The sequence below is a fragment of the Acidiplasma sp. genome (genome assembly GCF_038728925.1).
In the GTDB taxonomy this organism is placed as follows: Archaea; Thermoplasmatota; Thermoplasmata; order Thermoplasmatales; family Thermoplasmataceae; genus Acidiplasma; species Acidiplasma aeolicum.
In genome coordinates, this window is the sequence record NZ_JAVYSZ010000017.1 from 1 (window position 1) to 25,380 (window position 25,380).

Below are 25,380 nucleotides of genomic sequence, written 5' to 3' on the forward strand. Positions count from 1 at the left end.
AGAGTATATAATTGACAATATGGATAACAATACATATTATCTGATAGGTCCTGGAACCACATGTAAGGAAATACTGTTGAACCTTGGAATAAAGACAAACATACTTGGCTTTGATCTTATTTTAAACAAAAGCCTTGTTGCATCGGATATTGATGAGCCGACAATTTATCATTATGTTAGCCAAAAAAGGACTGTTATGATAATATCACCCATTGGTGGCCAGGGCTTTTTGCTTGGCAGGGGGAATAAACAGATATCAGGGCGTGTTTTTGATTTAATTGGATTTGATAATATAATAATAGTTTCCACTGAGGAAAAATTAAATGATATCAAAGACCTTTATATAGACATCAATACCAGTAAAAAATTTCCAGAGTATGTAAGAATTTTAACAGGTTATGGTTATTTCAAGATTAAGAGGCTTGTGCACTGATTATTATAAATTCAAAATAATGTAAAAAATATATTTATATTTAATAAAATAATCCGGTGGTAAATGGAAAGCAATAAGACCCTGGCGGGCATTTCAAGATACATTAAAAAATCACCGAAATGGTACTATTTCATATTTCCAGTACTTTTTATTTATATTATAAATTTTCTTTTAATAAAAAGCATGGTTAATTTTATTTTTTTATCAATAATTCCATTTTTTGTTTTTATTGCCATGGATGTTATAACAATAAGACTGACAAATAAATCATTTAACTCAAGAAGGATAATATATCTGGATTTTATGTCATTTCTTTCAGCATCCCTATTTCTTTGGATTTTCCTTGCACTTAATTCAATAATCGGCCTTAATATTGTATATTTAATAGGCATATCAACATCAATAGCAGTGTTCCTTCGTTTTTTGATTCTATATGTTTATTATCCAGAAAATATGCATTATGCAATTATACTATCTCCAGATTATTCATACTCCATTTTAATATCCTCACTCTTCATATTTTTGAAAACACCGTACCTGCCCATGTTTTTATTTACAGTATCTTTTTCCTCTGCAATATTTCTTTTATTTTCTTACCTATTTATTACATTAACCACAAAAAAATTCACCAGAAAGTACAGTGCAAGTGTTCCAGAAATAATCAATTTTTTCCTTAACAGATCTCAGGATAATAGTGTTGGTGAATCATTTTTTGGGAAAATATATAATAAAAGGGTAAAAATACCAGTTAAAACAGTTGATATAAAGGACTGTGAAAAAAGCAAGGTTATTTTAATATTTCCGTATGTCCATCCCGGCCCATTTGGAAACCTCTGCAGCAGCAATCTTCCTGAAAAATTAAGCCACGAGCTTAACATGGATAACATAATGGTATTTCACACCGCAACAACAAACAGCAATAACTGTGGTGGTGAATCAGATATAAAAAATATTGCCGATGCTGTTAAACAGGGTTTGAAGGATATGCACTATTCGGGCACAGTATCTGAAATGAAAAAGATAAATGTTAATGGTTATGAAATATCAATGCAAAAGTTTGGTAATTATGGGTTCTCAGCAATAATTCCAGAAAGTGAGAAATTCGACGATATCTCACTGGAATCCGGATTAAAATTAATCCGCGCCATGAGGGATTCCGGCATGGATGATTTTGCCCTGATTGACGCACAGAATGATTTTACCAAAAATGCCCCTGAACTTGATAACTGTTCCCAGTTTATCCCGGAAATGAAACGGGCCTTTTCAAAATTGTCTGATGCATATCCTGCAAGAATTGGCTATTCCAGAATATCGGCCAGAATTAGTGGGCTGGCGGCCATGGGTATTCAGGCACTTGCAATGGAGATTAATGGAAAATATAATGCAATAGTACTTACAGATTCCAATAATATAACACATGATATTATGGAGAAATCAAGGAATGAGCTTAGTGATATTGTAGATAACCTTGAAATATACACCACTGACAATCACGTTGTAAATGCAAGCAATCTTGATATAAATCCTCTGGGCCTTAACTGCAATCCCGATGATGTGGTGAATCTAATAAAAACTGCTGTTAAAGATGCAATAAATGATATCTCTGACGTAAAAATCGGAATGAAAACAGTTTATACAACGGTTCATATGGGCCGGGAGGATAGCTTCAAAACCTTAATGGACACTGTATTAGGAGCGTTTAGAATTGCAAAATATTCCATAGGCTTTATCCTGATTGCATCCATATTAATTGCCATCTCCTCTGTTAAATATATCCCATTTCTTTTGAGATGAATCTGACATAATAAGATCAAGTATTGCAAATCCTGTTAATGCCTGAACCACAGGAACAGCCCTTAGGGTTATAAAGGGGTCATGCCTGCCAATCACCTGTATTTCTGATGGCTGGTGTGTTTTTAGATTAACAGTTTCCTGTTTCTTTCTTATTGATGATGTTGGCTTCATAACAACACTAAATTCCAGCGGCATGCCGTTTGTAATCCCACCAAGTATACCACCAGAATTATTTGTTCTGGTCTTTATTTTATCACCGTCGTAATAAAACGTATCATTGGCCTGTGAACCGGACATTGAACCAAGCTTAAAACCGGCACCAAATTCTATGCCCTTTAATCCCGGTATGGAAAACATTAAATGGGCTATTGTGCTCTCCACAGAGTCAAAAAATGGCTCACCTATACCCGGTGGAATATTATATGCAATGGTTTTTATTATTCCACCAAGGCTGTCACCATCCTTTATGATCTCAAGAATTTTGTTATAAAGTTTATCATCAAGATCAGGGTCTGGCATTCTGGTCCTGAAGCTGTATGAATAGTCCTCATCAGATATATTTTCATTTTGAATATTAAATCCGCCTGCAGATTTTATATATGAAACTATGCTTATATTAATATTTTTTAATATATGCATGGCAATGGACCCTGCGGCAACAAGAGGCAGGGTCATTCTTCCGGAAAAAAAACCGCCACCCTCGTAATTTCTGTATTCACCATATTTATAATACATTGTAATATCTGCATGCCCTGGTCTGGGATTGTCCCTAATATAATCATAATGTTTGTTGATATAATCCTCATTTCTAAAAATAAAGCCAAGTGGAGATCCATCAGTATAAAATTCCTTAAGCCCTGAGATAAATTCTATTCTGTCTGATTCCTTCCTCTGTGTTGTTATTGAATTTATCCCGGGCCTTCTACGATCAAGCCATTTATTTATATAATCCATATCAATATTAACACCCGCCGGAAGCCCATCCAGTATGCCACCTATGTAAGGGCCGTGCGATGAGCCAAAAATTGTTAGCTTAAGCCTGTTTCCCGCTGTAAACATTAAAACTGTAATTGGTTTAAGCCTATTAACATTTTTATATTTAATTGTAATACATTTTTAAAGCTCCGTGGTGTAGCGGCCAAGCATTACTGGCTCTGGACCAGTCGACGGCAGTTCGAATCTGCCCGGAGCTATGTTTTTCTGTTAATTAGATTATGGCTACATTTTGATACAGGGTTATTTAAGGAGAAATCAGGACTTTATTAGAGGATAAAAATTCTCTGTAAATAAGGACCCGCTGACATGGCACTATGGCTCATTATGTAAATATTCGTATTAACATAATATATTTAATAGTCATAATAAATAATGTGATATGGATTCCAATTTAAACGATATAAAAAGGCTGGCCGATCAGTATAACATTAATCTGGATTCACTAAACGTGGATAAAAACCTGCTGACCATGGACTATATTAAAAAATATATAGCTGAGAATTTTTATCCCCATGTAATTGAAAGAAAGCCAATTACCGGAATAAGGAAGATGATTGCTGACCATCTTGTTTCCGGTTTAAAAGAATCGGCAATTATATCATTGTATTCAGAAATTTTAATGGATGACTTTATGGCAGCATACAAATCTGCAGGCGTATCCATGAATGTTTTACTAATAAAAATTATCAGTAATACATTAATGCATTATCCATACATGAATTCTGAAATAAAAAATAACGAAATAATTACATACGATAGCCATAATATAGGAATTGCAGTTGATTCAAAAATAGGTTTGATAGTTCCAGTTATTAGGAATGTTAACACAAAGGATATTAAAACACTTGATAATGAATACAGGGAATTAATTGCGAGGGCAAAAAATGGTATAATAAAAGAAATTGATATTACCGGTGGCACATTTACAATAAGCAATCTTGGAAGCCTTGGTGTATCATATTTTATGTCAATACCAAACTGGCCACAGGTTGCAATTTTAAGCATTGGTAGTACAGAGGACAGGCCTGTTGTACTTGATGGGAAGATTGAGATAAGAAAGGTAATGACCGCATCAATTACTGTTGACCACCGTGCGGTTGACGGTGCACCTGCGGCCAGATTCCTATCGGAACTTAAATATAATATTGAGAACTTTAGACCATAAATGCAGTTTGATATCGAAAGACTTGAATTAAAAACAGGATTTGGCGTCATTTCATATCTACATAGAAACGGTCAATTTCCATTAATATTACTGCATGGTCTCGGTGGGATATCCAATAACTGGATAAAACTATTTACAAGACTGGACAGCCGTTTTGAAATTATAGCGCCGGATCTGCTTGGCCATGGGAGATCTGCAAAACCAAAAATTGAATACACGCTGGATTTACAGTGCAGTGTTGTGGATGAAATAATAAAAAATACGGTCAATAAGGAGTTTGCACTGGCAGGCAACTCCTATGGTGGCTGGGTGGCGGCCTATTACTCAATTCATTTTAAATCCCCGGATTATTTGATACTTATTGACTCTGCAGGTATATGCTGTGACGGCATACCAATGGAAGGTATTAATGCATTTCTTGATAAACTTAACAGGCTGGAACCTGGCAACGATCTTGATATAATGAAAAATATATTAATTAATTCCAAAAATTATATGATAAAAGCAGATGACCTAAATAAAATTAAATCAAAAACAATAATTATATGGGGCGATGATGACCCAAGAATAAATATTAAACATGCCAAAATCCTCGAGGAAAATGTCAGTAATGGTAAATTATTTATTATTAAAAACGGGGGACATGTACCAATGATCAATAAACCTGATGCTGTTGCTGAAATTATAAACAAAAATATTTTTTAATATTTAAAAAATATAAAATTTAATGTAACTAAATTTGCCATTAATTTTATCATTCAACATCCATTAATGGGTCCCCTGGGGATATTTCCTGATTCATTTCAGCCATTATCTTTTTAACTGTACCAGTGACAGGTGATGGGACCTCAACGGTAACCTTTGCAGCCATAATCTGGCATACCGGGTCCCCCTCCTTCACAGAATCCCCCTCCTTTACATACCACTGTGTTACCACAGCCTTACCAAGTTCCTCAAAGTTCCATATGGATGGCATTTTTATTAGCGTCACATTATCATCTCTTTCACTGTTTTTATTATTTTTTCGCTGCTTGGAAGTGAGAATGATTCCATATTCCTGCTGTATGGCACGGGTATATCCGGATATGCAATTCTTCTTGGTGCGGTCTTTAAATCCTTGAACCCAAGTTCCGATGCAATGGATATTGCCTCAGAGGTGAGGCCATAACTCTCATAATCCTCATCAACAGCAAGCATATATCCCGTTTTTTTAATGGAATTCAGAATTGTTTCCTTATCAATTGGTTTTACAGTCCTGAGGTCTATTACCTCAGCATCTATTCCATCCTTTTTAAGCTCATCTGCAGCCTCAAGTGCCATATGGACTGTTGATCCAACGGAAACAATTGTAATATCATTACCAGTTTTTACTATTTTTGCCTTTCCAATTGGCACCGTATATTCCTCCTCAGGAACCTCAACAACAGAAGATTGCGGATAGGGCATCCATGGAAGTCCCATAAGACCCTTATGGAACATGTAAATTACAGGATTATCATCCCTTATTGCAGAAATCATTAGCCCCTTGGCATCATAGCTATTGGACGGAACAACCACCTTTAATCCGGGTATATGTGCGAATATTGGGAATAGTGTTTGAGAATGCTGTGCAGCATCACCATATCCACCACCAATTGCCGTTGTAATTACTATTGGCATCTTTACATTCCCACCGGACATGTAATAATTTTTTGCTATATGGTTCATAATTGGGTCAAATGTTACTCCAAGGAAGTCTGTAAACATCAATTCAACTATTGGTCTCTTTCCTGCTGCGGCCAGACCTGATGATGCACCTATAAATGCTGACTCACTTATTGGTGTATCCCTGACACGTTCAGGTCCAAATTTTTTATAAAGTCCGGTTGTGGCACCAAAAATTCCGCCGTATACGCCAACATCCTCACCCATGTAAAGTACCGAGGAATCTTTTTCCATTTCCTGTGATATCCCCTCGGATATTGCCATATACATTGGCAATTTTCTACCCCTGGACTTTGGTTCCTGTTCATAATAGCCAGGAGCATAAACATCAGCCAGTGCATCATTACCATCAGGGTCAGGGCTATCCTCGGCGAATTTAACCGCCTGATCTATTTCCTCAAGTGCAGAATTTTCAAGCCTTTCAATTTCATCCTCTGATGCAAGTTTTTCATTTAATATCTGATCTCTCAGGCGTTTTATTGGATCCTTTGCCATTAAATTTTTAACCTCATCCTTTGGTCTGTATACCTCCGGATCACCCTCAAAATGCCCGTAATACCTGTATGTATCTATGCTTATTAGCGTTGGTCCCTTTCCTGATCTTGCCCTTTCAACAGCCTCCTTGGCAGCGAGGTACATCTGTATAGGGTCATTATCTGGAACATATTTTGATGGCATGTTAAAACCAAGTGCCCTGTCAGAGTCTCTTATTAGTGGTGTTGAATCCTTTACATTTACAGAAATTGCCCACTCGTTATTTTCTATAATGAAAATTACAGGCAGCTTCCATAGGGATGCTAAATTCATTGATTCCATGAACATGCCCTGGTTAAGTGATCCATCACCACCAAAGGCAACAGCCACGTTATCCTTTCCATCAAGTTTGAAACTTAATGCCGCCCCAACAGCAGGAGGGAACGAGGATCCAACTATGCCAGCGCAGGCAAAATGTTTTTGTGGATCAAATAAATGCATATGTCCGCCCTTTCCATGGCCAAGTCCTGTTTTTTTGCCCATGATTTCCGCAGTCATTTTGTTTAAATCAACGCCCTTTGATATTGCAGTGTGATGCGGCCTGTGCGTGCTGTAAACGAAGTCATCATCCCTTAATAAAACGGACATCCATGCTGCGGTTGGTTCCTGACCTGCTGATAAATGCATCTCCCCCGGAATTTTACCTGCTGCTATATTAAATAAAGGTTTTTTATCATTAAGATAAATCTCCCTTATTTTTTCTTCATAATGCCTGCTCTTCACCATTGTATAATAAATTGTTAGCATATCCTCACTTTTTATCCCTTCCTGCAAAAATATCACCATAAATATTATATGAGGTTTTTATATAAACATTATTTAAAATACAAAAGTATTCAAAAAATATAATATTAAATTATTAAAAGCACCATTAAGTTTAACTATTAAGTATAAATATTAAATTATGAAAACAGCTGTAATAGCAGGTACTGGATATCTGGGTGAGGCCACAGCATATGAATTTTTAAAAAATAATTACAATGTGATTATCAATTCAAGAAAGGAGGACCACCTTTTAAATATAAAGAAAAAACTGGAAAAATATGGAAGGATAGATTATATAGCACAGGAGCTTAAGGATGATCAATCATGTAAATCATTATCAGATAAGGTTAAAAATATTTCACAGAATGTTGATGCGCTTGTAATAACCATAGGTGGATATATTGAGGATACTGTTGAGGACCTTTCAGGGATTGATGAAATGTTTAAAAATCATTTAAAAATACCAATGCTTTTGATTAAAAACTTCCTTAATTTACTGACTTCAGGTTCTTCTATAATACTGGTAAGCAATTCGGATGTGGATAATAAGAACAGATCAAATCTGCTATCATACACAGTTATAAAATATGCCCTAAATAAATCAGTTAAAATTATTGCTGCTGAGTTGATTAAAAAGGGTGTAAGAATTAACGCTGTGGCACCAGAATATATAATACAGAGTTTTATGCCAGAGGAGGATTACACAAAATTAAGGACCCTTGGCGATCTTGAAACTCCCCCTGAGGATATATCCAAGGTGATATATTTTCTGTGCAGTCCTGATGGGTCATGGGTAAATGGTGCCATAATACCCGTTGATGGTGGCCACAGCCTTATAAACTAAATGAAAGCATTTTTACACTTTAATATTTAAAAATTTATAATATATGTTAACATTTTATTGCAAAAAATTCAATTCTTTGAGTTAAAATATTTTTTTATTCTTGAAATCCCCTCTGTTATAACATCATCGGATGTTGCATATGAAATTCTGAAATGCTTTTCAGCTCCAAATGGCAGTCCTGGTGTTATTATTACATTCTGGTTATTTAAAAGATCCATGGCAAGTTCACTTGATTTTATATCCTTATTATACCCCGGAAATATATAAAATGCGCCTTCAGGTTCATAAACATTTATGCCATCAATCTCCTTTAATAATGATAATGCAAGCATGCGTCTTTTATTAAAAACATTCCTCATCTCTATTACATCATCCTCGTCATCTAGTGCATTCAGTGCTGCATACTGGGATACTGATGGCGCACATGTAAGTGTTTGCTGCTGTACCTTATTCGCTGCCTTTATGATATCCTCGGGTGCAACCATATACCCTATGCGCCATCCAGTCATTGCATAACTTTTTGAAAATCCACTTAAGGTAACTGTTTTTTCTTTCATTTCGTTTATTGAACCGGGTGAGAACATTTTTCCCTTGTAAATTAAATCCTCATAAATTTCATCCGATATTAAAAATAAATTATTTTCTAATATAAAGTCAGATAACTGCCTTAATGTCCTCTCTGAATATACCTTTCCCGTTGGATTTACAGGATTATTTAACATAAACGCCTTTGTTTTTGGGGATACCATTTTGCGCATCTTGTCAAAATCAAACTCATAATTTTCATCAGTATCAAATATAAGTGCCTTTCCCTCATTTAATTTTATTATATCTGTGTAGGATACATAATATGGTGCAGGAAGCATGACCTCATCACCGGGGTCTATTATTGTATAAAGGGCAAGGTTTAGTGAGAATTTTGTAGGTGTAACAAGCACATTTTTTGATGAAACATCAATATTATTCTTTTTTTTCATTTTCTCCGCAATTTTCTCCCGGAGTTCGGGGATTCCTGCAGATGGTGTGTAATGTGTTTTTCCCTCACCTGCCATTTTATATGAATAATCAATAATTGATTGCGGTGTCTTAAAATCTGGTTCACCTATACCAAAATTATAAATTTTTTTTCCCTCGGCCTTCAATTCTGCAGCCCTGTTGGACATACTTACAGTTGCCGACTCGTTTATTTTATTTACCCTTGCCGATACCATGGATACAAATGCCAATTTCATTTATAATGTTTTTTTATTTTTTAATTTTTTATGAGTATATAATAAAATTATATTTTCGTATTTATACATAAATTTTTATATCTCTTAATTTATTAATTTATATGAATAGTAAAATAAAGTATACGATAGTCGTAGTGGTCGTCATAATCATCATTGCTGCAGGTGCGTATTACTATATAGCCTCCTCGGAATCACACTTTGGTTTCCCAAGCCAGTCCACAGTAAAAGGCATCACCGGAAATTCATACAATGTTTCAAAGGTAATGTCCCAGGGCCCAGCAAAAAATACAACAAAAACCGAAATAGTTTATTACAATACAACAGGTTCATCTCCATCCACGGCTTTTTATGTTTATGAGGCACAATTTAACAACACATCACTTGCAAAATCTGGTTATAAAACTATTCTTACTGAATTGCCCGCTGGGATCAAGTTTATAATGAAGAATCAAACATACAACGGCTTTGAATACAGTGTTATTAATGCCAGTAATGCCAGCTATTTACATGCTTACCTAGGATTTGGATACAAGAAAAATATGGCATTTTTATTCCTTGCAAATATTAGCCTTGCCAATGTGCTCAAAAAAATTGCATACTCAATTATAGATTCAATGACATCTGTCTTTGGGGGATCATATGGATCCTCAGGGAGTTCTTCAGGATATTTAATGGCTGCAAGATTTTAATTTTTTTTAAATTTTAAAAATTTTAATTTTTTTATTTTATTCAGTGGCCTGGGCACCCGTGTCATCGTCCTTTTTTACAGTTCCAAGCTGTAACAACACCTCCCTCTCAGAGACTGTTCCGGTGCATTTCCCAGAGGCATCTATTATTGCAAGCAATGGCACATTATTTTCCTTCATCAATCTTATTGCATCTGTAATGTTTTCATTCTCACCTATATTCACAACCTTTTCTATTCTAATCTGATTAATTTTACCCTTTTCTATTGCTATCTGTGGCAGCAATAATATGTCTATTAAATAAACTGTACCTATGGGCTTACTCTCATTATTTACAACTATTGAGGCGGGCATATTCTTTGATAGCATTTTTTCCATTGCAGACCTCAATGTATCATTTATATTTACAATCACATCTGTGGCAGGATTTCTGGCCTTTGCAACGGTCATGCTGGTAAGATTCTCTGCAACTATTTTCCCCTCCCTGCCTATATCAGGCATGTATGGTGTTTTTGTAACTATTGCCTTTACCTCAGATAAAATAAATCCAATAACGACCCATGTAAGAAATATTGTTGTATAATATGGAACCGTGGAGTATGCAGAATAAACAAGGACTATTGAACTTATTAATGCACCCACAGAGGCAAGAATAAACTCGCGGTAGTCAATTATATAATTCCATAATTTTCTTTCCATTCTGGATATTAATCTTCTTCCACGCCTGTATCCTATCCTCATCAGTGAGAAGTTGGCGCTTAAATGAATAAAAAGTCCTGCCAGTGAGGCAACTGTGCCAAGGAAGATAAACACTATCTCTGGACTCATATACCTGAACATTAGGGCAGGTATAATCATCATTACAATGCTAACTGTAATAACTGAAACTATTGGGTTATTTTTGACATTTTTTGAGAATATTGATGGAATTGTTCTATCATAGCCCATTCTAAACAATGTCCTGGATGCCGCTGACCCAAATGATAGGAATGCAAGAATCGCATCATTTACCGTTGCTATGGCCACCGCATAATATAAATATATACCATATTTTCCAAAATCATAACGTATTATGTCTATAATTGGCAGCTTATCTGAAAATGGTATGGAGTAATGTGTTTGCAGGACGATGTTTGCAAAGGCATATATAACAACAGTTGCCAGAATGCCGCCGGATAGTATCACTGCTATTACACTCCTTCCTATGACCCTTTTGGCATCCTGGGCCTCACCAGATATTGGTGTTATGGTTCCATAACCTGTTGGTATACCCATGGCGAATAAAATACCGAGAAACAGCCCTGCTGATGTTATTGGATACCTTGAAAATGAGGGTGTATAAAAATTCCCGTGGGTTATGAAAAACGATAGAACTACCATTATGGCCATAAATGAAACCTCAAGTGTAACGGCGTATATTGCATACCTTGATGAGGTTTTAATGCCAATTATTAATAATATTACAGATGGTACAGATATAATAAGGAATGAAAAATAAACCGGTATTCCGAGGATTAATGAAATTACAAAAACTGCACCTGCAAGGTATGCAAGGCCGTATAATATTGAATAAAACATATACATCCAGCCTGTATCAAACCCAACATTGGCTGAAAGGGCCTGAAATGCATATGTGTAATATCCTCCAGATGTGGAAAATCTTTTTGATAACTGGTTAACTGAAAGCCCGTTAATAAGAACAAGCAATGTTCCTATAACCATAACAATTGGTGCATCATAGCCTGCAAGTGTGAATGCAAATGCTCCGTATGTAAGTATACTTAATAATGGGGACATCCCACCAAAGGATAAAAAGAAAATATCCTTGAATGTCAGGTGTCTTTGAAGTTCACCGGAATTTGAGTCATTCATTTAAAATCCATCTCTCTTTGCCTAATAAATTTAATGGATAATTATTTTATGCATTTTACCAGAAAATCTGCCAGATCATTTACATTTCCATTTCTGGATAGTGAATAGGAGCATATGGGGCATGCCGTGATAATATTTTGCGATTTCTCAATGAGCTGGTTATACCTGTTTTTGGAGATGTTCATGGATAGGTCTGGATATAGGAGTTCATCAGGTCCTCCACAGCAGTACGTTAAATTTGAATTTCTCTCAGGCTTTACAGCCTTGGCAACACTGGATATAATATTAATGGCACCATTATATTCCGTATTGCCCTGAAAATGGCATGGGTCATGGAATGCAACTGTTTTTCCTGAATTAGTAAACATTGATTTGTTTAAAAAATCTGTGTAATAATAAACATCAATATTAAAATCTGGTATGTATTTTTTATACTCATATCTTAATATATTATATGTATGCGGGTCAACTGTTATTACTTTTTTATAATTTTTTAAAATGTTGTAAACGCCGGTAATATAATCCTTAAAATCATTTATATATCCATAATCATATAAAAGTGTGCCCGGATACGGCTCATTATATCCAAGCACATCAAATGATATCCCTGATTTGTTTAAAAGCTCCACAATATGTATTAATGTGTTATTTGTCCTGTCAAGCATCCTTTTATCAGGCCTTCCAAATCTCGAAAATACCGGAATCACCGATGCCATAGATATCATAATATGAAATAATTTATTTCCTAATTTTTTTCTCATTCTCTCCATATTTTCAGTATACGGCATGAGCTGGTACATTAAACCTGTATAAAGAAGGGTGTCAGATCTCCCATATTTTATATGGCCTAACCATTCATATGATACCTTTTTTAATGGAACCGGACTTTTATATTTTTTAATATTTTCTATTATTAAATTAACCTCAGGCTTCTGAAGTTTTTTGTATTTTTCAGAGATAATAGCCTTTACTATATCACTAATTTTTCCGGCATCAACCCCTGTTGGACAGACCTGAAGGCATACATGGCAGTCCAGGCATGAATAAAATGTATCTGAAACGTTCAGGCTTAAATCATTTAATGTAATTTCCCTAAAAACATTTAGTCCGGTCTGCGCCCTTCCACGTGCTGTTTTTGCCATGTCATATCCTGAACTTTTATATGTTGGGCATACAGAATCACAGAATCCACAGCTGATACATTTTGAGCTCTCATTTTTTAAATCATTTAAAATTTTTTCAAATTCAGTCAAAGAAATTACCCCTGTTTAAAATATTTTTTGGATCAAACATCTTTTTTAGATTTTTCATTATAATAATTGTTTCATCCTGCTTTTTGTATTTTAACTGTTTTAATAACAAATCTTTTTTAATTCTTCCAATTCCATGCTCACCGCTTATTGATCCACCAAGCCTTACAGCCTCAATGTTTATATCATCCATGGCAAGCAAAACGTTCCTCCAGTTTTCATGGTCATCAGGATTTCCACCAATCTGTGGATGGAGGTTTCCATCCCCCGCGTGCCCGCATGTTGCTATGTATACACCGTATTTTTCCCTTGTTTTGTACACAAAATTTATCATATCCTTTAATTTTGAAAGCGGTACAACAACATCACCATCTATAAATCCGGGGAATAGAATTCCAGGGGCTGTAAAGGCAATTCTTCTAACCTCAAAAATATTGTTGAATTCATCCTTATTTTCAGGAATTATAATTTTGCTTGCATTTTTTTCCATGATCTTTTTTATGTCTTCAAGATAGGATTCATCAAAATCTGTATCTGCTAATACCATGCCACCGCGTGTTTCAGGGTATGAAAATCCTCTAATTTTATTTGCCGCCACTATGCCATAATAGTCACTGAACTCAAGTATGAGCGGATTTAATTTTCTAATGGCCAGTATGGCATCCATTGCATCATTTATATTATCATAAAATCCGGCAATGCGGTAAATTTTTTTGGGCATTGCTATGATTTTTAGCCATGCCTTCTTGACAATACATAATGTCCCCTCGCTTCCAGCAATCAGGTCAATTATGTTAAATCCCCCTCTATTTTTATATATGGCCTCACCGAATGTGGTTTCACTGCCATCTGCAAGAACCACATCCAGTTTTAATATCCAGTCCTTAACCACACCATAGCGTGCACATCTCATACCTCCAGAATTTTCGTTTATGGCGCCACCAACAGTTGAAACACTCACACTCGATGGGTCAGGCGGAAAGAAAAAATTATATTTTTTACACTCCTCATTAACCTCCTGAAGTGTTGCACCAGCATAGGCCTCAACATATCCATCCTCAATTGAAACGTTTATTTTGTTAAGCGGCCTTAAATCCATTATTAATGTATTATCATCAGGCACAACAGCGCCTGTTGGGCTTGATCCACCTCCCCTGGCTATAATATTAATATTAAATTCATTTGCTATCTTTATGACCCTGGAAATATTTTTTTCATCTGTAATTTTTACAACTGCCAGTGGCATGTGTTTTAAAGGGTCTATACTACCGCGCTGGTATATTATCAAATGCTCATTATCGGTAAATACATTTTCCTTTCCAGCAGCATCAATTAATTTTTCAATTAATAATTTATTGTCCATGGCTTCCTAAAAATATATAATATACTATTTTTTAAATTTTTGTACAAAATTATTTTTTGTTAAATATTATAAATATTATTGTATTTATTGCATATCAGGGATTTCACGTTTAAACCATTTCCTTTGAATAAATAATATTATTAATTCAAATTTTCTACGGATATATTTGTATTTAGGTTATTGCGTCAAATTATATATTCAGTAAATTTTTAACCAAAATGCTGCAGGAACGGGCGTTAACCATGATGAATATCAGGGATTACATTCACATAAAAATTTATTTGATTAAAAACGATTAAAAATTTAAACCATGATGAAATATTAAATTATGTCAAAAAATAATGAATCCAGCATCAAAACCACGCTTTCAGGTAAAAAAATCGTCCTTGCAACATCAGCCAGCATAAATATATACAGAATTCCAGATCTAATCAAGAATCTAAGGAACGAGGGTGCTGAGGTGTACTGCGGAATGAGCACAGCATCGGCTGAACTTATTAATCCAGATCTTCTGCAGTGGGCCTCAGGCCATGATGTAATAACCAGAATATCTGGAAATATAGAGCATATAACATTGTTCGATAAAAATACTGTTCTTGTAATAGCACCTGCCACATACAACACCATTGGAAAGATAGCCTCGGGGGTTGCAGATAATATCCCATCACTGTTTTATTCCTATGCAATGGGAAATAAAAATCCCGTTGTAATTGCGCCGGTGATAAATAAAACAATGTTAGAAAATCCGGTGAATAAGGAGAATATTAAAAAATTGAATGACCTTGGTGTGCATATGGTTGATTTTACACCATCAGATGACAACATAAAATTGTGGAGTGATAAGATTATAGATTATATATACCGCGCATTGTATGGTGATAAACTTAATGGAAAGAACATTATGCTTGTATGCGGTAAAAGCGAATCCGCTGTTGATCCTGAAAGGGTAATCACAAATAAGTCTGATACATTAACCGGGTACATGCTTGCCAGATACGCCTTCAGATTTGGTGCAGGAATTATTACATATATAGGAAACTCTGAATATAAATTACCGTCATATGTTCAGTTGATTGAAAAAACAGATATAAAGGATATAATAAGGGAGATAAACACCTTCCTCGGGGTTTATAATTATGATTATGTAATAATATCATCATCATTAAGCGATTTTGACGCTGTTGAGAACAAGACCAAGCTTGACAGTTCTGAACCCCAGACCCTATCATTGAAGCCAAGAAATAAGGAAAGGAATCTTATAAGGAAGCTTGATGCAGGTGTTACAATGGTATTATTTACAACGAAGAATGATAAAACATATAACAGCGAGGCTTTTGAAAAATCCGATCCAGATCTTGTTATTATGACCGGAACAGGTGCATTTACCTCAGGTGATGTTTCAGGTGATTACACATTTATATACGGTGAACATAAAGATGAGATAAAATCAATTACAAAAGAAGAACTTGCCATAAATATATATAATTACCTTGAAAATAAAATCAGGAGAAATCAAAAAATGGATTTTAAAATTTAAGTGTATTGTTTATAATTTCGGCAATTTTATCCGGCCTAATATACTGCGGTGTATGCCCTGCACCATCAATAATATATAATTTGCTGTTTTTTATCCTTTCATTCATCATTTTTCCGTATTTAATATCAAGTGTTTTATCCTCAGACCCCCAGATTATAACAGTATTGCAATTAATCTCCATAAGATCATTATCTGTAAGCTTTTCCGTAGAATTCTTATTTATTTCCATTATATTTATTAGTGCATTCTCATTTTTATAATTATGAGTTCTCACAATATTTTTAATTATATCCTTATACGTATCAGGATATTCCTCACTTAATGTCGGGGATATTCCTGCCGAGTCTATTAAAATTAAATTTTCCGGATTTTTTAAAATGGCAATTTTTAAGGCAATCCAGCCCCCATATGAATGACCAACAATTGAGAATTTATCATATTTTTGAGAATTTATGAATTCAATAATTGCATCTGCCATATTTTTAACTGTATACTGTATATCAGGTTTATCAGAGTGTCCGTGGCCAAGCAGATCAATATAGAATGGCATTATTTTTTTATTAATGTATTCATCTGTTTTTAGCCACACATTTCCAGTACTGCCAAATCCATGCAGGAAATATACTGGATATTCGCCGTCCCTGGTTAAATATGATATTTTACCAAATGTTGAATCAAAATACTTTCTTTCCATTTTTACTCCTTTGATCTTGCGGCAATTTTCATGGCCTCATCTATATTTTCAAGCTCCATGGCTATGTCAGATGCAGCATCATAAATATATGAAAGACTTGACTTAAACTCCTTTTTGTCCTTTTTGGTTTTAATTTCATCCATTATTTTATCAATTTTGTCCAGGGATTCCTTTGCAAGACTGAATGCTTCATCAATATCTGTTGATCTTAATATGTTTATTTTTCCATAAACAGCCTCAAAATAATTCTCCCAGTCACCTGAACTTTCTGTCATTTCTATAACCTTATTATAAATATCAAGCGCCTCCTTATAGCCGCCTTTTGTTGATGATAGGGCCTCAGCCTTGGCATTGTAGGCCATGGCTATTAACTGTCCCTCCTTTAATCCCTCAGCTATTTTTATTGCCTCTTCAAAATATTTAATTGCATCATCCCTTTTTCCTGAATCGAGATTTATATAGCCTATATTCATTAAATCCATAATTTTCATATCATCTTCGTTTAACTTATTATGTATATCAAGGGATTCCTGTGCATATTTTAATGGATTTTCTGTATTTTTAGGCTCCAGCGCAAAATATGCCTGTGATAATTTATAGCATATCTCTGCCTTTTCATCACTGGCATCTGTCATTCCATTGTACGCCTGTGTATAATATCTAACAGCATCCATGTATTTTTCCTTTCCCATGGCCTTATCCCCATTCTCTATTAATTCATCTAAATTTTCCATTAGTTACCACCATTATATTTATTTATTAACTCTTTTGCACTGGAATAACTTATGCTTTTATTCTTTATCATTTCATTAACAATATAATCAATATTTTTCTCTGTTGCACCGGCAGCAATGGCAACATTTCTAGCGTGCAGCTTCATATGCCCCTGCTGTATTCCCTCATCGGACAATGCCCTCAATGCTGCAAGATTCTGTGCCAGTCCAACAGAGGCCAGAACACATGCAAATTCCCTGGAATCCCTAACATTTAATATCCTTAAGAATAATGAGGCTTTTTTTGAGGTTTTTGTTGCGCCTCCAATGGTTCCAACAGCCACCGGTATTTTAATGGTTCCAACCAGATTACCATTTTCGTCCTTATAATAATCTGTTAATGGTTTATAACCATCCATGGATGCATAGGCGTGTGCATTTGCCTCCTGTGCCCTGAAATCATTCATTGTTGCAAGTAAAACAGCGTCAATGCCATTCATTATGCCCTTATTATGGGTTACCGCACGGTATATATCCGCTTTTGCCATATGAGATGCCATAATTATTCTATCAACTATTTCATCCCCACCAAGAAGATCCCTGCTAAACACTGCATGTGAATATGCAACCCTTTCTGTAGTAAGGTTACTCATAATTCTGAGGTTAATTTTGCCCCCTGTGATACTCTCTATATATGGTGCAATAAATTCAAGCATTGTATTTATTATATTTGCACCCATTGCATCCCTTACATCTATAATTAAATGCATTATTATATAATCATCCTGCATAAAAATTTTTATATCCCTGGCACCGGCATTCATTGAACTTAGTGTTTTTGATCTTGAGTTTGCCATTTCAAGTATCTCATTTTTATGGCTTAATATATTAATCACCGCAAGCCCCGGGTCCTTTAAGTTATAAATCTGTAATTCACCACGCATTACAGGATCTGAGGCAAATGCAGTAAATCCACCAAGGGGTCTGGCCATTCTTGCACCATTGGAGCATGCAGCAACCACTGAAGGCTCCTCAATGCTCATTGGTATTAAATAATCCCGTCCATTAATTCTGAAATTGGTTGCTATTCCCACGGGAAATCCTATTGTTGATATGGTATTTTCTATCATGTTTTGCAGGTCTTTAATGGAATCCTCATGGGATAAAACTTCTGTTTCCTCCTTGGAGAGCGATGAAAATTCAGAGACTATTCTAATTCTTTCCTCAACAGACATTTTGTGAAATCCATGAATCGCTGAATCCATAGAACTATATACTCATTCATATTAATAATTTTTTTATTGTTAATTTTAATATTTGTTTTTATTAAGCTCCTTCTGGAATTTTGGCACATCCTTAAAGTATACCTCAAGTATGAACGTGCCAACATAATTGCAGTCATCACATTTATAAACCGGCCCGCCAATGCCACCATTTATCCAGTTAACCTTCATGGAGCCGCACTGCGGGCATATTTTAACTATTTTAAAGTCATCTCTCATTATTTATAAATCATATAATCAATATTTAATATTATCCATTTGTATATCAGGATACATTGAAACTGTTTAATTTTTATTATATTAGAACATTTTTAATTGCATTAATTTAAATTTGATAATATAATTACTTATCAATGGCTAGAAATTTTTCAAAAAAGGAGATAAATTTCTCATTTTTAAAAAAATATGGTAATTTCTCGCTTCTTTCCTATTTAATAGAAAATAAAAGGGTTCAGGAAAATTTTGAAAACATTACAGAGGTCATACTAAATTCTGAAATTTCAGCAATTAATACAAAATTTGGCACACCCGCAAAATATGATGCAATAATAGCCCTAAAGCAGGGATATATAAGTGCAAAAAATGGGCTTTTAAGCGCCGCATTTGAAAACAGCAGGTTTTTTCTTGAAAGATTATCGTTGTTAAAAATCATTTCATGCATGGACATGGAATATAATCCATATGAGCAGGCCATTATTAACCGTGACTGGCATGTTTTAATAGATAACAAGTTCACAATATATAGCATCACACAGTTTACCGGCAGGCTTAACCATTATTTTGGCAAAAATTTTATGGCCAGGTCCAGCTCTATTTATTCAACCGGAATTCCACTATGCGGAATACATTCAAAGCATTTTAAAAATTATTCCTATCCAATTAATGAAATTGAAAAGGACTATGCCATTACAATAAACGAAAAGTGTGCAAAATGTGAAAAAAAGGCCACAAGATTTGTAATTTCACTTCCCAAGGCCGGTGCAATTATAGGCCTTCTTGGCTATTACACCGGTGCAGATACACGTGATTTGGGGAAAATATATGCTGATTATTCAAGGGTTCTTCACCCATATGGATTTTATAGCTACTCAGAGGAGAATGTATTTAATCTATGGTCTCTGGATATAATAAGGCTGGTTCATCTTATTAATAAGATAGTTTTTTAACCTTAAACCCTGATGTGGGAAGATCCCGATAACTGCAGGGAATGATGTCACACATTTTGTCCGTCAAAATATGTATGCCTTCTTATGGCCTTTCCATTCCTGAATGTGTATATATCTGCAAATTTTGTATATGAATCACTGCCGTCCTTTAATTTTCCATGGAATTCTCCCTCAACTATTACATATGGCTCACTGACAATTATATTATTTATTGTATGATGCCCCTCAGAAATTATCCTTGTATCCTCATAAAATTTCTTGAAATTTTCCATTCCACTTATTGGTGGATACCCTGGACGTTCGTATACAATATTCTCATCGAATATTGAAAATAACGTATCAAGGTCATTTGCATCAACCGCTGTATAGTATTTTTTTACAGTATTTTCAAGGTTTTCCATGCCTTATTAATTTATTAATCATTTAAAAACTTTTGTTCCCCCCAAACAATAAGATGGAAACAAAAACTTAATGAAATTATAAACGATTACAATTTAAATGTTAAAAAATAAAAGTCTAATCTCAATTGCAGACCTGGAGGATGATGATATAAATGCCATTTTTGAAAAGGCAGATTATATTTCCGGACATATGGATGAGGTTCTAAGGACATCTCCCATGAAATCCAAAATTCTTGCCACATTGTTCTATGAACCAAGCACAAGAACCCGGCTTTCCTTTGAGGCTTCCATGGAAAGACTTGGCGGCTCTGTTATTAGCATGGCAGATTCAAAGACATCATCATTTGCCAAGGGGGAAACGCTTGCGGACACGATAAGAATTGTTGAGTCATACTCTGATATCATAGTTATCAGGCATCCACTTGAGGGTGCGAGCCTCCTTGCATCTAAGTTTTCCTCAAAGCCAATAATCAATGCAGGTGATGGTTCAGGGGAGCATCCAACACAGACATTAATAGACCTTTACACTATTAGAAATGAGACCGGCGGCATAGATGATAGGGAAATTACAATTGTTGGTGATCTTAAATATGGAAGGACAGTTCACTCGCTTATACTTGCACTATCAAGGTATAACGTAAAAATTAATCTTGTATCGCCACCATCTCTTGCACTGCCCAACTATGTTTATAATGGCATAAAGGATAAACTAAACATAGAAACATATAATAATCTTGATGATGTAATATCAGGAACAGATGTTTTATATGTAACCAGAATACAGAAGGAACGTTTTGTTGATAAAAACGAATATTACAAGCTCATAGGTTCATATAAAATCACATTAAACGAGGTCAATAAAATGAAGAATGGATCCATTATTATGCATCCCCTTCCAAGGGTTGATGAAATTGACCCTGCCGTTGATTATACAAAAAATGCAAAGTATTTCCGGCAGGCTGCAAACGGCATACCGGTTAGAATGTCATTAATATCAATCATACTGGGTGATTAGAATGGAAAGAACCTTAAAAATTTCAAAAATTAAGGATGGAACGGTCATAGACCATATACCATCAGGAAAGGCTGTAAAGGTGTTAAATATATTAAAAATTTCTGAAAATACCTCTGTAAGCATTGGCATAAGGGTGCCCAGCAATATGATGGGTTTTAAAGACGTAATTAAAATTGAAAATAAATTTCTCGAAAAAATAGAACTGGATAAGATTTCATTGATAGCCCCAAGCGCCACAATTAGCATAATTAAGGATTATGATATAACTGAAAAATTTAAGGTCGATCTGCCAGAAAGCGTTATAGGAATAGTAAGATGCACAAATCAGAATTGCATTACAAACGCAGGTGAGCCTGTAAGTCCAGAGTTTAAGGTTATATCAGCAAATCCATTAGCCCTAAAATGCATATACTGCAAGAGGGAAATGTCCGAATCTGATGTAATAAACAGCCTGTAATATAAAATTATATGTATAAAATAAAAGTATAAATTTTTATAAAATCTTTATGGTTATGCAAATAACCAGTAATGTTCAAAAAATTGATGGCACAGTTGCAAACTGTTATTTAATAAAAGAAAAGGATATGGACATTCTCATAGATGCCGGAACAAAGTCTTCAGGAAAAAAAATTATAAGCTTTTTTGAAAAGATAAATGAAAGGCCGGATTATATACTTATTACTCACAGCCACATGGATCATATTGGTGGCCTTCTGGAACTTTACAACAAATTTAAACCGGTAATATATGTTCCAGGGCTTGAGCTTAAGGTTATTCAGGGAGCAGATAAACTTCATCCAGCAAATATGTTTCAGAAGATTATATATGCCATGTTTAAAACAGAGCCTGTAAATGATATTAAACCTGTATATGATATGAAAATTCCATTTATGGACTATTATGATACCCCGGGGCATACAATAGGGAGTGTGTCATATCTTTACAAGCCCGGCAATATACTATTCTCAGGCGATGCTGCCATAGAACGGCATGGTGGATTGATTGTGAATAAAAAATTTTCATGGAATTATGCAGATGCCATGGAATCACTTAATAAAATAAACAGAATTAATCCTGATATGGTATGTCCCGGCCACGGCAACCCTGTAGGAAATAAAAAATAAACAAATAAATAAAGCATATTGTAATTCATAAATACCTTGAAGGGATCAATTTACAGGAAAAGGTACATACTCGCATATTCGGAAAATGGTGATGAACTCGATAAATACCTGTTTTACTCCATGGGCATTAAAAGGAAATATAGATATAAAAATTATAGGATATACCTGGCCAACCAGTTCAACCGTAATAACGTGATTAAAAAGATAGAATACCATGGCGGCAGGGTAGAATATGTAAGTGGAACCATAAAAAAATGCAAGAAGATATTGGGCAGTGAAATCATAAAAACACTGAACTAAAAAATATATTTATTCAAGGGCATTTTTTTCCTTATCTGTTATTTCAAGTATTTTTATTATATCAGAAAACAGTTTCCTATCATGTTTTTTTATGAATTTATAAAACCATAGATATTTGGCCATCTCATTTGATGGCATATGGTTAACCAACGCAAGTTTTTCCAGAACTGTTTGTATGTTATATCTTTCAGTATTGCCCTTTCTTGAGCTCATATTTTTAATAAAGGCCGGAAAATTATATTTTACATAGTGTTCATTCCTTTCATTTGCCTCAAAGGATATACCACCCGCAATCTCCATGGAATAGCTGGAAAGCGAATAATCCCTTATTCTCATATTATAGTATATATCAGCCTGTGAAAGTATATCAAATATATTTTTAAGATCCTCAGGGTTTTTGTATTCCATGCCAGCATTTTCTGCAAGCCACTGCATGTAAAAACCTGGAAAATCAGTATCACCATTAATTGCATAAAGAGAATTAATTATATCATTATAATTTCCGGACTTAAATGTCTTTGAAACCACATAGTATATGGATTCCTGCTCATCCCTGTATGCATCCTCTGCATTATTTCCCCCGCGGTAAAGCTCCAGGTCATTCAGTGTTGCCCTCATATCGGGCTCATCCTTTTTTATAATTTCCATTAACTGTGAATCATTTATTTTAATATTCTCATTTGATGCTATATATTTCAGCCTCTCAAGGAGTTTCTGTATATAAATATGATAGTTTCTTTCGCTCCTTTTTTTATAAGGCGTTATTTCCATGCTAATTGATAGTGATATTATTTCCCTTGCACTGCTCTTTCTCTTGAATTCATAAAAATCATTCATTGTTAATATAACCGGATTCAATGTATTTTTAATAATTTCAAGCAGTTCAGAAATCCCACCGCTATCCCCGCCCTTTGCCGGGTCCCTGGATTCAAATATATTATCAGCCTCATCAATTAATATTATTCTGTCAGGATAATTTTGCTCATAATTAAATAAATCCCTGTATTCTGCGGCCATCAATGCCACTTTTTTCATGTTTTCCCTGTTCCTCTGATCTGATCCATTCATCTCTATTAATGGAAGGTTATAGCACCTTGAAATAACGCCTGCCAGAGTTGTTTTACCGACACCCTGGGTGCCATAAAGTATTAAAGCCTTTTTTGTCTCCTCATGTCTCATCCATGAATCCATCCAGCTTTTTATCTGATTCTTGATATCATCAGGAAGTATGATATCATCGAATTTTTCCGGGCGGTACTTATCGGGGAGTGGCATTAATGCACCTTTGAACCCCTTTCCACCTCCCTGTCCGGTGTTAAAAGTGATACGCCCTTATCATCCTCAACTGCAAGAAGCATTCCCTGGCTTTCAAGGCCCATAAATTTTGCCGGTTCAAGATTATTTATTATAACCAGCTGCTTTCCTATCATTTCCTCAGGTTTATAATATTCATATATGCTGGAAATTATCTGTTTTTTTTCATCCCCAAGGTCCACAATTATTTTTAAAAGGCTTCTTGATTTTTCCACCTTTTCACATTCAATTACCTTTCCAACCCTAAGGTCTATATTATGGAAGTAGTCTATTGATATTTTGTCCATATCCTGTATTTTAGAAATTAAATATAAAGTTATTCATTTTTCAGCGTTCTGGATAATTTAAATGGATTTAATTCCCTTATAAAATCAATAATAACCGATTTTTTTATTTCTCCCATTTTTATTGACAGGGAAAAAAATATGGCAATTGATATAATTGAAAATATTAAAAACAAAAATACACTGTAGGGCCTTACATAATATGCAACTAGGTATAAAAAGATAAACTGCACTGATGCAGGAATTATCTGCCTGAAAATTTTCATGTTTATTTTTGATTTTTCTATTTTAATAACATAAAATCTAAAAAGTACAGCCTCAATTATCATTGCAATAAATGTGGCAACAGCGGCACCAATAACGCCAAGTGAGAAAAATGTTATTCCAAATATGCTTTTTGGAATTAAAATAAAATCAAGGATAATATTTGAAGATATTGAAATTAAGGTTATTTTTCCAATGTTAATTGTTAGCCCCCTGACAATTAAACCGGATGTGTACGGTGAATTTATTACATTAAGATAATTCGCCAGTGACATAAATATTAAAAGTGTTGAATACGGAATAAGATTGGCGCTCCAAAGGTTTGCAACGAAAATTCTCAGTGCTATAAATATTATGACCAGTGGCAGGATAAACAGGGATATGGTTCTTTCAAATACTGATATATTATCATTAAAACCATTTTTTGTCTCCTCCCTTGTTAATAATGGTATGAAAAAAACACTCAATGCCATCGAGAATGTGATTATTGGCATCGTTATTCTCTGCAATGCCGCATAGACCCCGGTTGCGGAGGCATGCCAGAAAAACTGTATAAGCACCTTGTCTATATTTCCGCTTATAGTTGCAATTATGGATGAGGCTGCAAGGGGCAGTGCCAGGGTTATGTATTTTTTTATTATTGTTTT

General features: G+C 34.7%; 26 protein-coding genes, 1 tRNA gene and 1 pseudogene. 13 read left to right on the plus strand and 15 right to left on the minus strand.

All coding sequences use genetic code 11. The features are described from left to right. Positions 1–433, plus strand: a pseudogene (locus QXW15_RS06665) (hypothetical protein); the annotation flags it as partial. Positions 434–496: 63 nt separating this feature from the next. Further along, positions 497–2,227 carry a DUF2070 family protein gene (locus QXW15_RS06670; protein ID WP_048101475.1) on the plus strand — a complete coding sequence of 577 codons (1,731 nt, stop codon included), beginning with the start codon at positions 497–499 and terminating at the stop codon, positions 2,225–2,227. Here QXW15_RS06670 and aroC read toward each other — a convergent pair. Then, entirely contained in the window at positions 2,180–3,286 is a 1,107-nt protein-coding gene (gene aroC / locus QXW15_RS06675; RefSeq protein ID WP_048101474.1) for a chorismate synthase, read from the minus strand. The genes QXW15_RS06670 and aroC overlap by 48 nt on opposite strands. A gap of 61 nt (positions 3,287–3,347) precedes the next feature. On the opposite strand from aroC, the gene QXW15_RS06680 reads away from it, so the two are divergent. The 3 genes from QXW15_RS06680 to QXW15_RS06690 all read left to right on the plus strand — a co-directional run bounded on the left by QXW15_RS06680 (position 3,348) and on the right by QXW15_RS06690 (position 5,093). Beyond that, positions 3,348–3,420, plus strand: a tRNA-Gln gene (locus QXW15_RS06680). A gap of 182 nt (positions 3,421–3,602) precedes the next feature. Then, positions 3,603–4,388, plus strand: a complete 786-nt coding sequence (locus QXW15_RS06685; protein WP_287950469.1) for a 2-oxo acid dehydrogenase subunit E2 — start codon at positions 3,603–3,605, stop codon at positions 4,386–4,388. After that, positions 4,389–5,093 carry an alpha/beta fold hydrolase gene (locus QXW15_RS06690; RefSeq protein WP_052656740.1) on the plus strand — a complete coding sequence of 235 codons (705 nt, stop codon included), beginning with the start codon at positions 4,389–4,391 and terminating at the stop codon, positions 5,091–5,093. Positions 5,094–5,142: 49 nt separating this feature from the next. Here the strand turns inward: QXW15_RS06690 and QXW15_RS06695 are convergent, their stop codons facing one another. Together QXW15_RS06695 and QXW15_RS06700 are read right to left on the minus strand one after the other, a co-directional pair. Next, a complete protein-coding gene (locus QXW15_RS06695; protein WP_048101472.1) occupies positions 5,143–5,379 on the minus strand; it encodes a biotin/lipoyl-containing protein in 237 nt (78 codons plus the stop codon). After that, a complete protein-coding gene (locus tag QXW15_RS06700) occupies positions 5,376–7,400 on the minus strand; it encodes a pyruvate dehydrogenase complex E1 component subunit beta (RefSeq protein WP_197065853.1) in 2,025 nt (674 codons plus the stop codon). Before QXW15_RS06700 ends, QXW15_RS06695 begins: the two co-directional genes overlap by 4 nt. Positions 7,401–7,530: 130 nt before the next feature. Between QXW15_RS06700 and QXW15_RS06705 the strand changes: the two genes are divergently transcribed. Continuing rightward, positions 7,531–8,235 (plus strand): SDR family oxidoreductase, encoded by a 705-nt coding sequence (locus QXW15_RS06705; protein WP_048101471.1) that lies wholly within the window; start codon positions 7,531–7,533, stop codon positions 8,233–8,235. 68 nt (positions 8,236–8,303) lie between these two features. On the opposite strand, the gene QXW15_RS06710 is transcribed toward QXW15_RS06705, so the two are convergent. Continuing rightward, on the minus strand, positions 8,304–9,467 hold the full coding sequence (locus tag QXW15_RS06710; RefSeq protein ID WP_236688989.1) for a pyridoxal phosphate-dependent aminotransferase: 1,164 nt from the start codon (positions 9,465–9,467) through the stop codon (positions 8,304–8,306). 101 nt (positions 9,468–9,568) lie between these two features. On the opposite strand from QXW15_RS06710, the gene QXW15_RS06715 reads away from it, so the two are divergent. Continuing rightward, positions 9,569–10,156: a hypothetical protein gene (locus QXW15_RS06715; RefSeq protein ID WP_156150298.1), complete on the plus strand. Its 588-nt coding sequence runs from the start codon at positions 9,569–9,571 to the stop codon at positions 10,154–10,156. Positions 10,157–10,192: 36 nt separating this feature from the next. On the opposite strand, the gene QXW15_RS06720 is transcribed toward QXW15_RS06715, so the two are convergent. The 3 genes from QXW15_RS06720 to QXW15_RS06730 are packed head-to-tail and all read right to left on the minus strand — an operon-like array spanning position 10,193 to position 14,638. After that, positions 10,193–12,025, minus strand: a complete 1,833-nt coding sequence (locus QXW15_RS06720; protein WP_048101469.1) for an amino acid permease — start codon at positions 12,023–12,025, stop codon at positions 10,193–10,195. Between the two features lie 41 nt (positions 12,026–12,066). Next, positions 12,067–13,278 (minus strand): (Fe-S)-binding protein, encoded by a 1,212-nt coding sequence (locus tag QXW15_RS06725; RefSeq protein WP_052656738.1) that lies wholly within the window; start codon positions 13,276–13,278, stop codon positions 12,067–12,069. Continuing rightward, positions 13,271–14,638: an FAD-binding oxidoreductase gene (locus tag QXW15_RS06730; protein ID WP_048101468.1), complete on the minus strand. Its 1,368-nt coding sequence runs from the start codon at positions 14,636–14,638 to the stop codon at positions 13,271–13,273. Before QXW15_RS06730 ends, QXW15_RS06725 begins: the two co-directional genes overlap by 8 nt. A 328-nt stretch (positions 14,639–14,966) precedes the next feature. On the opposite strand from QXW15_RS06730, the gene QXW15_RS06735 reads away from it, so the two are divergent. After that, positions 14,967–16,175, plus strand: coding sequence for a flavoprotein (locus QXW15_RS06735; protein ID WP_342790202.1), 1,209 nt, complete (start codon positions 14,967–14,969; stop codon positions 16,173–16,175). Here QXW15_RS06735 and QXW15_RS06740 read toward each other — a convergent pair. The 4 genes from QXW15_RS06740 to QXW15_RS06755 are packed head-to-tail and all read right to left on the minus strand — an operon-like array spanning position 16,165 to position 19,084. Then, positions 16,165–16,869, minus strand: coding sequence for an alpha/beta fold hydrolase (locus QXW15_RS06740; RefSeq protein ID WP_048101466.1), 705 nt, complete (start codon positions 16,867–16,869; stop codon positions 16,165–16,167). The two genes, QXW15_RS06735 and QXW15_RS06740, sit on opposite strands and share 11 nt — an antisense overlap. A 2-nt stretch (positions 16,870–16,871) precedes the next feature. Continuing rightward, positions 16,872–17,603 (minus strand): tetratricopeptide repeat protein, encoded by a 732-nt coding sequence (locus tag QXW15_RS06745; protein WP_048101465.1) that lies wholly within the window; start codon positions 17,601–17,603, stop codon positions 16,872–16,874. Beyond that, on the minus strand, positions 17,603–18,847 hold the full coding sequence (locus QXW15_RS06750) for a hydroxymethylglutaryl-CoA reductase, degradative (protein ID WP_048101464.1): 1,245 nt from the start codon (positions 18,845–18,847) through the stop codon (positions 17,603–17,605). The genes QXW15_RS06745 and QXW15_RS06750 overlap by 1 nt, the downstream gene beginning before the upstream one ends. Before the next feature lie 45 nt (positions 18,848–18,892). After that, entirely contained in the window at positions 18,893–19,084 is a 192-nt protein-coding gene (locus QXW15_RS06755) for a hypothetical protein (RefSeq protein ID WP_048101463.1), read from the minus strand. A gap of 134 nt (positions 19,085–19,218) precedes the next feature. Between QXW15_RS06755 and QXW15_RS06760 the strand changes: the two genes are divergently transcribed. Then, positions 19,219–20,031 (plus strand): hypothetical protein, encoded by an 813-nt coding sequence (locus tag QXW15_RS06760; RefSeq protein ID WP_048101462.1) that lies wholly within the window; start codon positions 19,219–19,221, stop codon positions 20,029–20,031. 47 nt (positions 20,032–20,078) lie between these two features. Here the strand turns inward: QXW15_RS06760 and QXW15_RS06765 are convergent, their stop codons facing one another. Beyond that, positions 20,079–20,432 carry a nuclear transport factor 2 family protein gene (locus tag QXW15_RS06765; protein WP_048101461.1) on the minus strand — a complete coding sequence of 118 codons (354 nt, stop codon included), beginning with the start codon at positions 20,430–20,432 and terminating at the stop codon, positions 20,079–20,081. Positions 20,433–20,529: 97 nt separating this feature from the next. Here QXW15_RS06765 and pyrB point away from each other — a divergent pair, with 97 nt between their 5' ends. The 4 genes from pyrB to QXW15_RS06785 are packed head-to-tail and all read left to right on the plus strand — an operon-like array spanning position 20,530 to position 22,871. Beyond that, complete coding sequence (gene pyrB / locus QXW15_RS06770) at positions 20,530–21,447, plus strand: aspartate carbamoyltransferase (RefSeq protein ID WP_048101460.1); 918 nt, start codon at positions 20,530–20,532, stop codon at positions 21,445–21,447. A gap of 1 nt (position 21,448) precedes the next feature. Then, on the plus strand, positions 21,449–21,904 hold the full coding sequence (gene pyrI / locus QXW15_RS06775; protein WP_048101459.1) for an aspartate carbamoyltransferase regulatory subunit: 456 nt from the start codon (positions 21,449–21,451) through the stop codon (positions 21,902–21,904). A gap of 55 nt (positions 21,905–21,959) precedes the next feature. After that, positions 21,960–22,571 carry an MBL fold metallo-hydrolase gene (locus QXW15_RS06780; RefSeq protein WP_048101810.1) on the plus strand — a complete coding sequence of 204 codons (612 nt, stop codon included), beginning with the start codon at positions 21,960–21,962 and terminating at the stop codon, positions 22,569–22,571. Positions 22,572–22,607: 36 nt separating this feature from the next. Beyond that, positions 22,608–22,871 (plus strand): hypothetical protein, encoded by a 264-nt coding sequence (locus QXW15_RS06785; RefSeq protein ID WP_048101458.1) that lies wholly within the window; start codon positions 22,608–22,610, stop codon positions 22,869–22,871. A gap of 9 nt (positions 22,872–22,880) precedes the next feature. Here QXW15_RS06785 and QXW15_RS06790 read toward each other — a convergent pair whose 3' ends face one another. The 3 genes from QXW15_RS06790 to QXW15_RS06800 form a co-directional block, all read right to left on the minus strand. Next, positions 22,881–24,146, minus strand: coding sequence for a replication factor C large subunit (locus QXW15_RS06790; RefSeq protein WP_048101457.1), 1,266 nt, complete (start codon positions 24,144–24,146; stop codon positions 22,881–22,883). Further along, positions 24,146–24,472: a methionine--tRNA ligase subunit beta gene (gene metG / locus QXW15_RS06795; protein ID WP_048101456.1), complete on the minus strand. Its 327-nt coding sequence runs from the start codon at positions 24,470–24,472 to the stop codon at positions 24,146–24,148. Before metG ends, QXW15_RS06790 begins: the two co-directional genes overlap by 1 nt. Positions 24,473–24,501: 29 nt before the next feature. After that, the coding region (locus tag QXW15_RS06800; protein WP_405021912.1) for a lipopolysaccharide biosynthesis protein at positions 24,502–25,380 on the minus strand (879 nt) is incomplete at its 5' end.

Bases quoted from the DNA above. Each gene is read 5' to 3' on its own strand.
- QXW15_RS06670 (WP_048101475.1), top strand. From the start codon at position 497: ATGGAAAGCAATAAGACCCTGGCGGGCATTTCAAGATACATTAAAAAA.
- aroC (WP_048101474.1), bottom strand. From the start codon at position 3,286: ATGTTTACAGCGGGAAACAGGCTTAAGCTAACAATTTTTGGCTCATCG.
- QXW15_RS06685 (WP_287950469.1), top strand. From the start codon at position 3,603: ATGGATTCCAATTTAAACGATATAAAAAGGCTGGCCGATCAGTATAAC.
- QXW15_RS06690 (WP_052656740.1), top strand. From the start codon at position 4,389: ATGCAGTTTGATATCGAAAGACTTGAATTAAAAACAGGATTTGGCGTC.
- QXW15_RS06705 (WP_048101471.1), top strand. From the start codon at position 7,531: ATGAAAACAGCTGTAATAGCAGGTACTGGATATCTGGGTGAGGCCACA.
- QXW15_RS06710 (WP_236688989.1), bottom strand. From the start codon at position 9,467: ATGAAATTGGCATTTGTATCCATGGTATCGGCAAGGGTAAATAAAATA.
- QXW15_RS06715 (WP_156150298.1), top strand. From the start codon at position 9,569: ATGAATAGTAAAATAAAGTATACGATAGTCGTAGTGGTCGTCATAATC.
- QXW15_RS06720 (WP_048101469.1), bottom strand. From the start codon at position 12,025: ATGAATGACTCAAATTCCGGTGAACTTCAAAGACACCTGACATTCAAG.
- QXW15_RS06730 (WP_048101468.1), bottom strand. From the start codon at position 14,638: ATGGACAATAAATTATTAATTGAAAAATTAATTGATGCTGCTGGAAAG.
- QXW15_RS06735 (WP_342790202.1), top strand. From the start codon at position 14,967: ATGTCAAAAAATAATGAATCCAGCATCAAAACCACGCTTTCAGGTAAA.
- QXW15_RS06740 (WP_048101466.1), bottom strand. From the start codon at position 16,869: ATGGAAAGAAAGTATTTTGATTCAACATTTGGTAAAATATCATATTTA.
- QXW15_RS06745 (WP_048101465.1), bottom strand. From the start codon at position 17,603: ATGGAAAATTTAGATGAATTAATAGAGAATGGGGATAAGGCCATGGGA.
- QXW15_RS06750 (WP_048101464.1), bottom strand. From the start codon at position 18,847: ATGGATTCAGCGATTCATGGATTTCACAAAATGTCTGTTGAGGAAAGA.
- QXW15_RS06755 (WP_048101463.1), bottom strand. From the start codon at position 19,084: ATGAGAGATGACTTTAAAATAGTTAAAATATGCCCGCAGTGCGGCTCC.
- QXW15_RS06760 (WP_048101462.1), top strand. From the start codon at position 19,219: ATGGCTAGAAATTTTTCAAAAAAGGAGATAAATTTCTCATTTTTAAAA.
- QXW15_RS06765 (WP_048101461.1), bottom strand. From the start codon at position 20,432: ATGGAAAACCTTGAAAATACTGTAAAAAAATACTATACAGCGGTTGAT.
- pyrB (WP_048101460.1), top strand. From the start codon at position 20,530: ATGTTAAAAAATAAAAGTCTAATCTCAATTGCAGACCTGGAGGATGAT.
- pyrI (WP_048101459.1), top strand. From the start codon at position 21,449: ATGGAAAGAACCTTAAAAATTTCAAAAATTAAGGATGGAACGGTCATA.
- QXW15_RS06780 (WP_048101810.1), top strand. From the start codon at position 21,960: ATGCAAATAACCAGTAATGTTCAAAAAATTGATGGCACAGTTGCAAAC.
- QXW15_RS06790 (WP_048101457.1), bottom strand. From the start codon at position 24,146: ATGCCACTCCCCGATAAGTACCGCCCGGAAAAATTCGATGATATCATA.
- metG (WP_048101456.1), bottom strand. From the start codon at position 24,472: ATGGACAAAATATCAATAGACTACTTCCATAATATAGACCTTAGGGTT.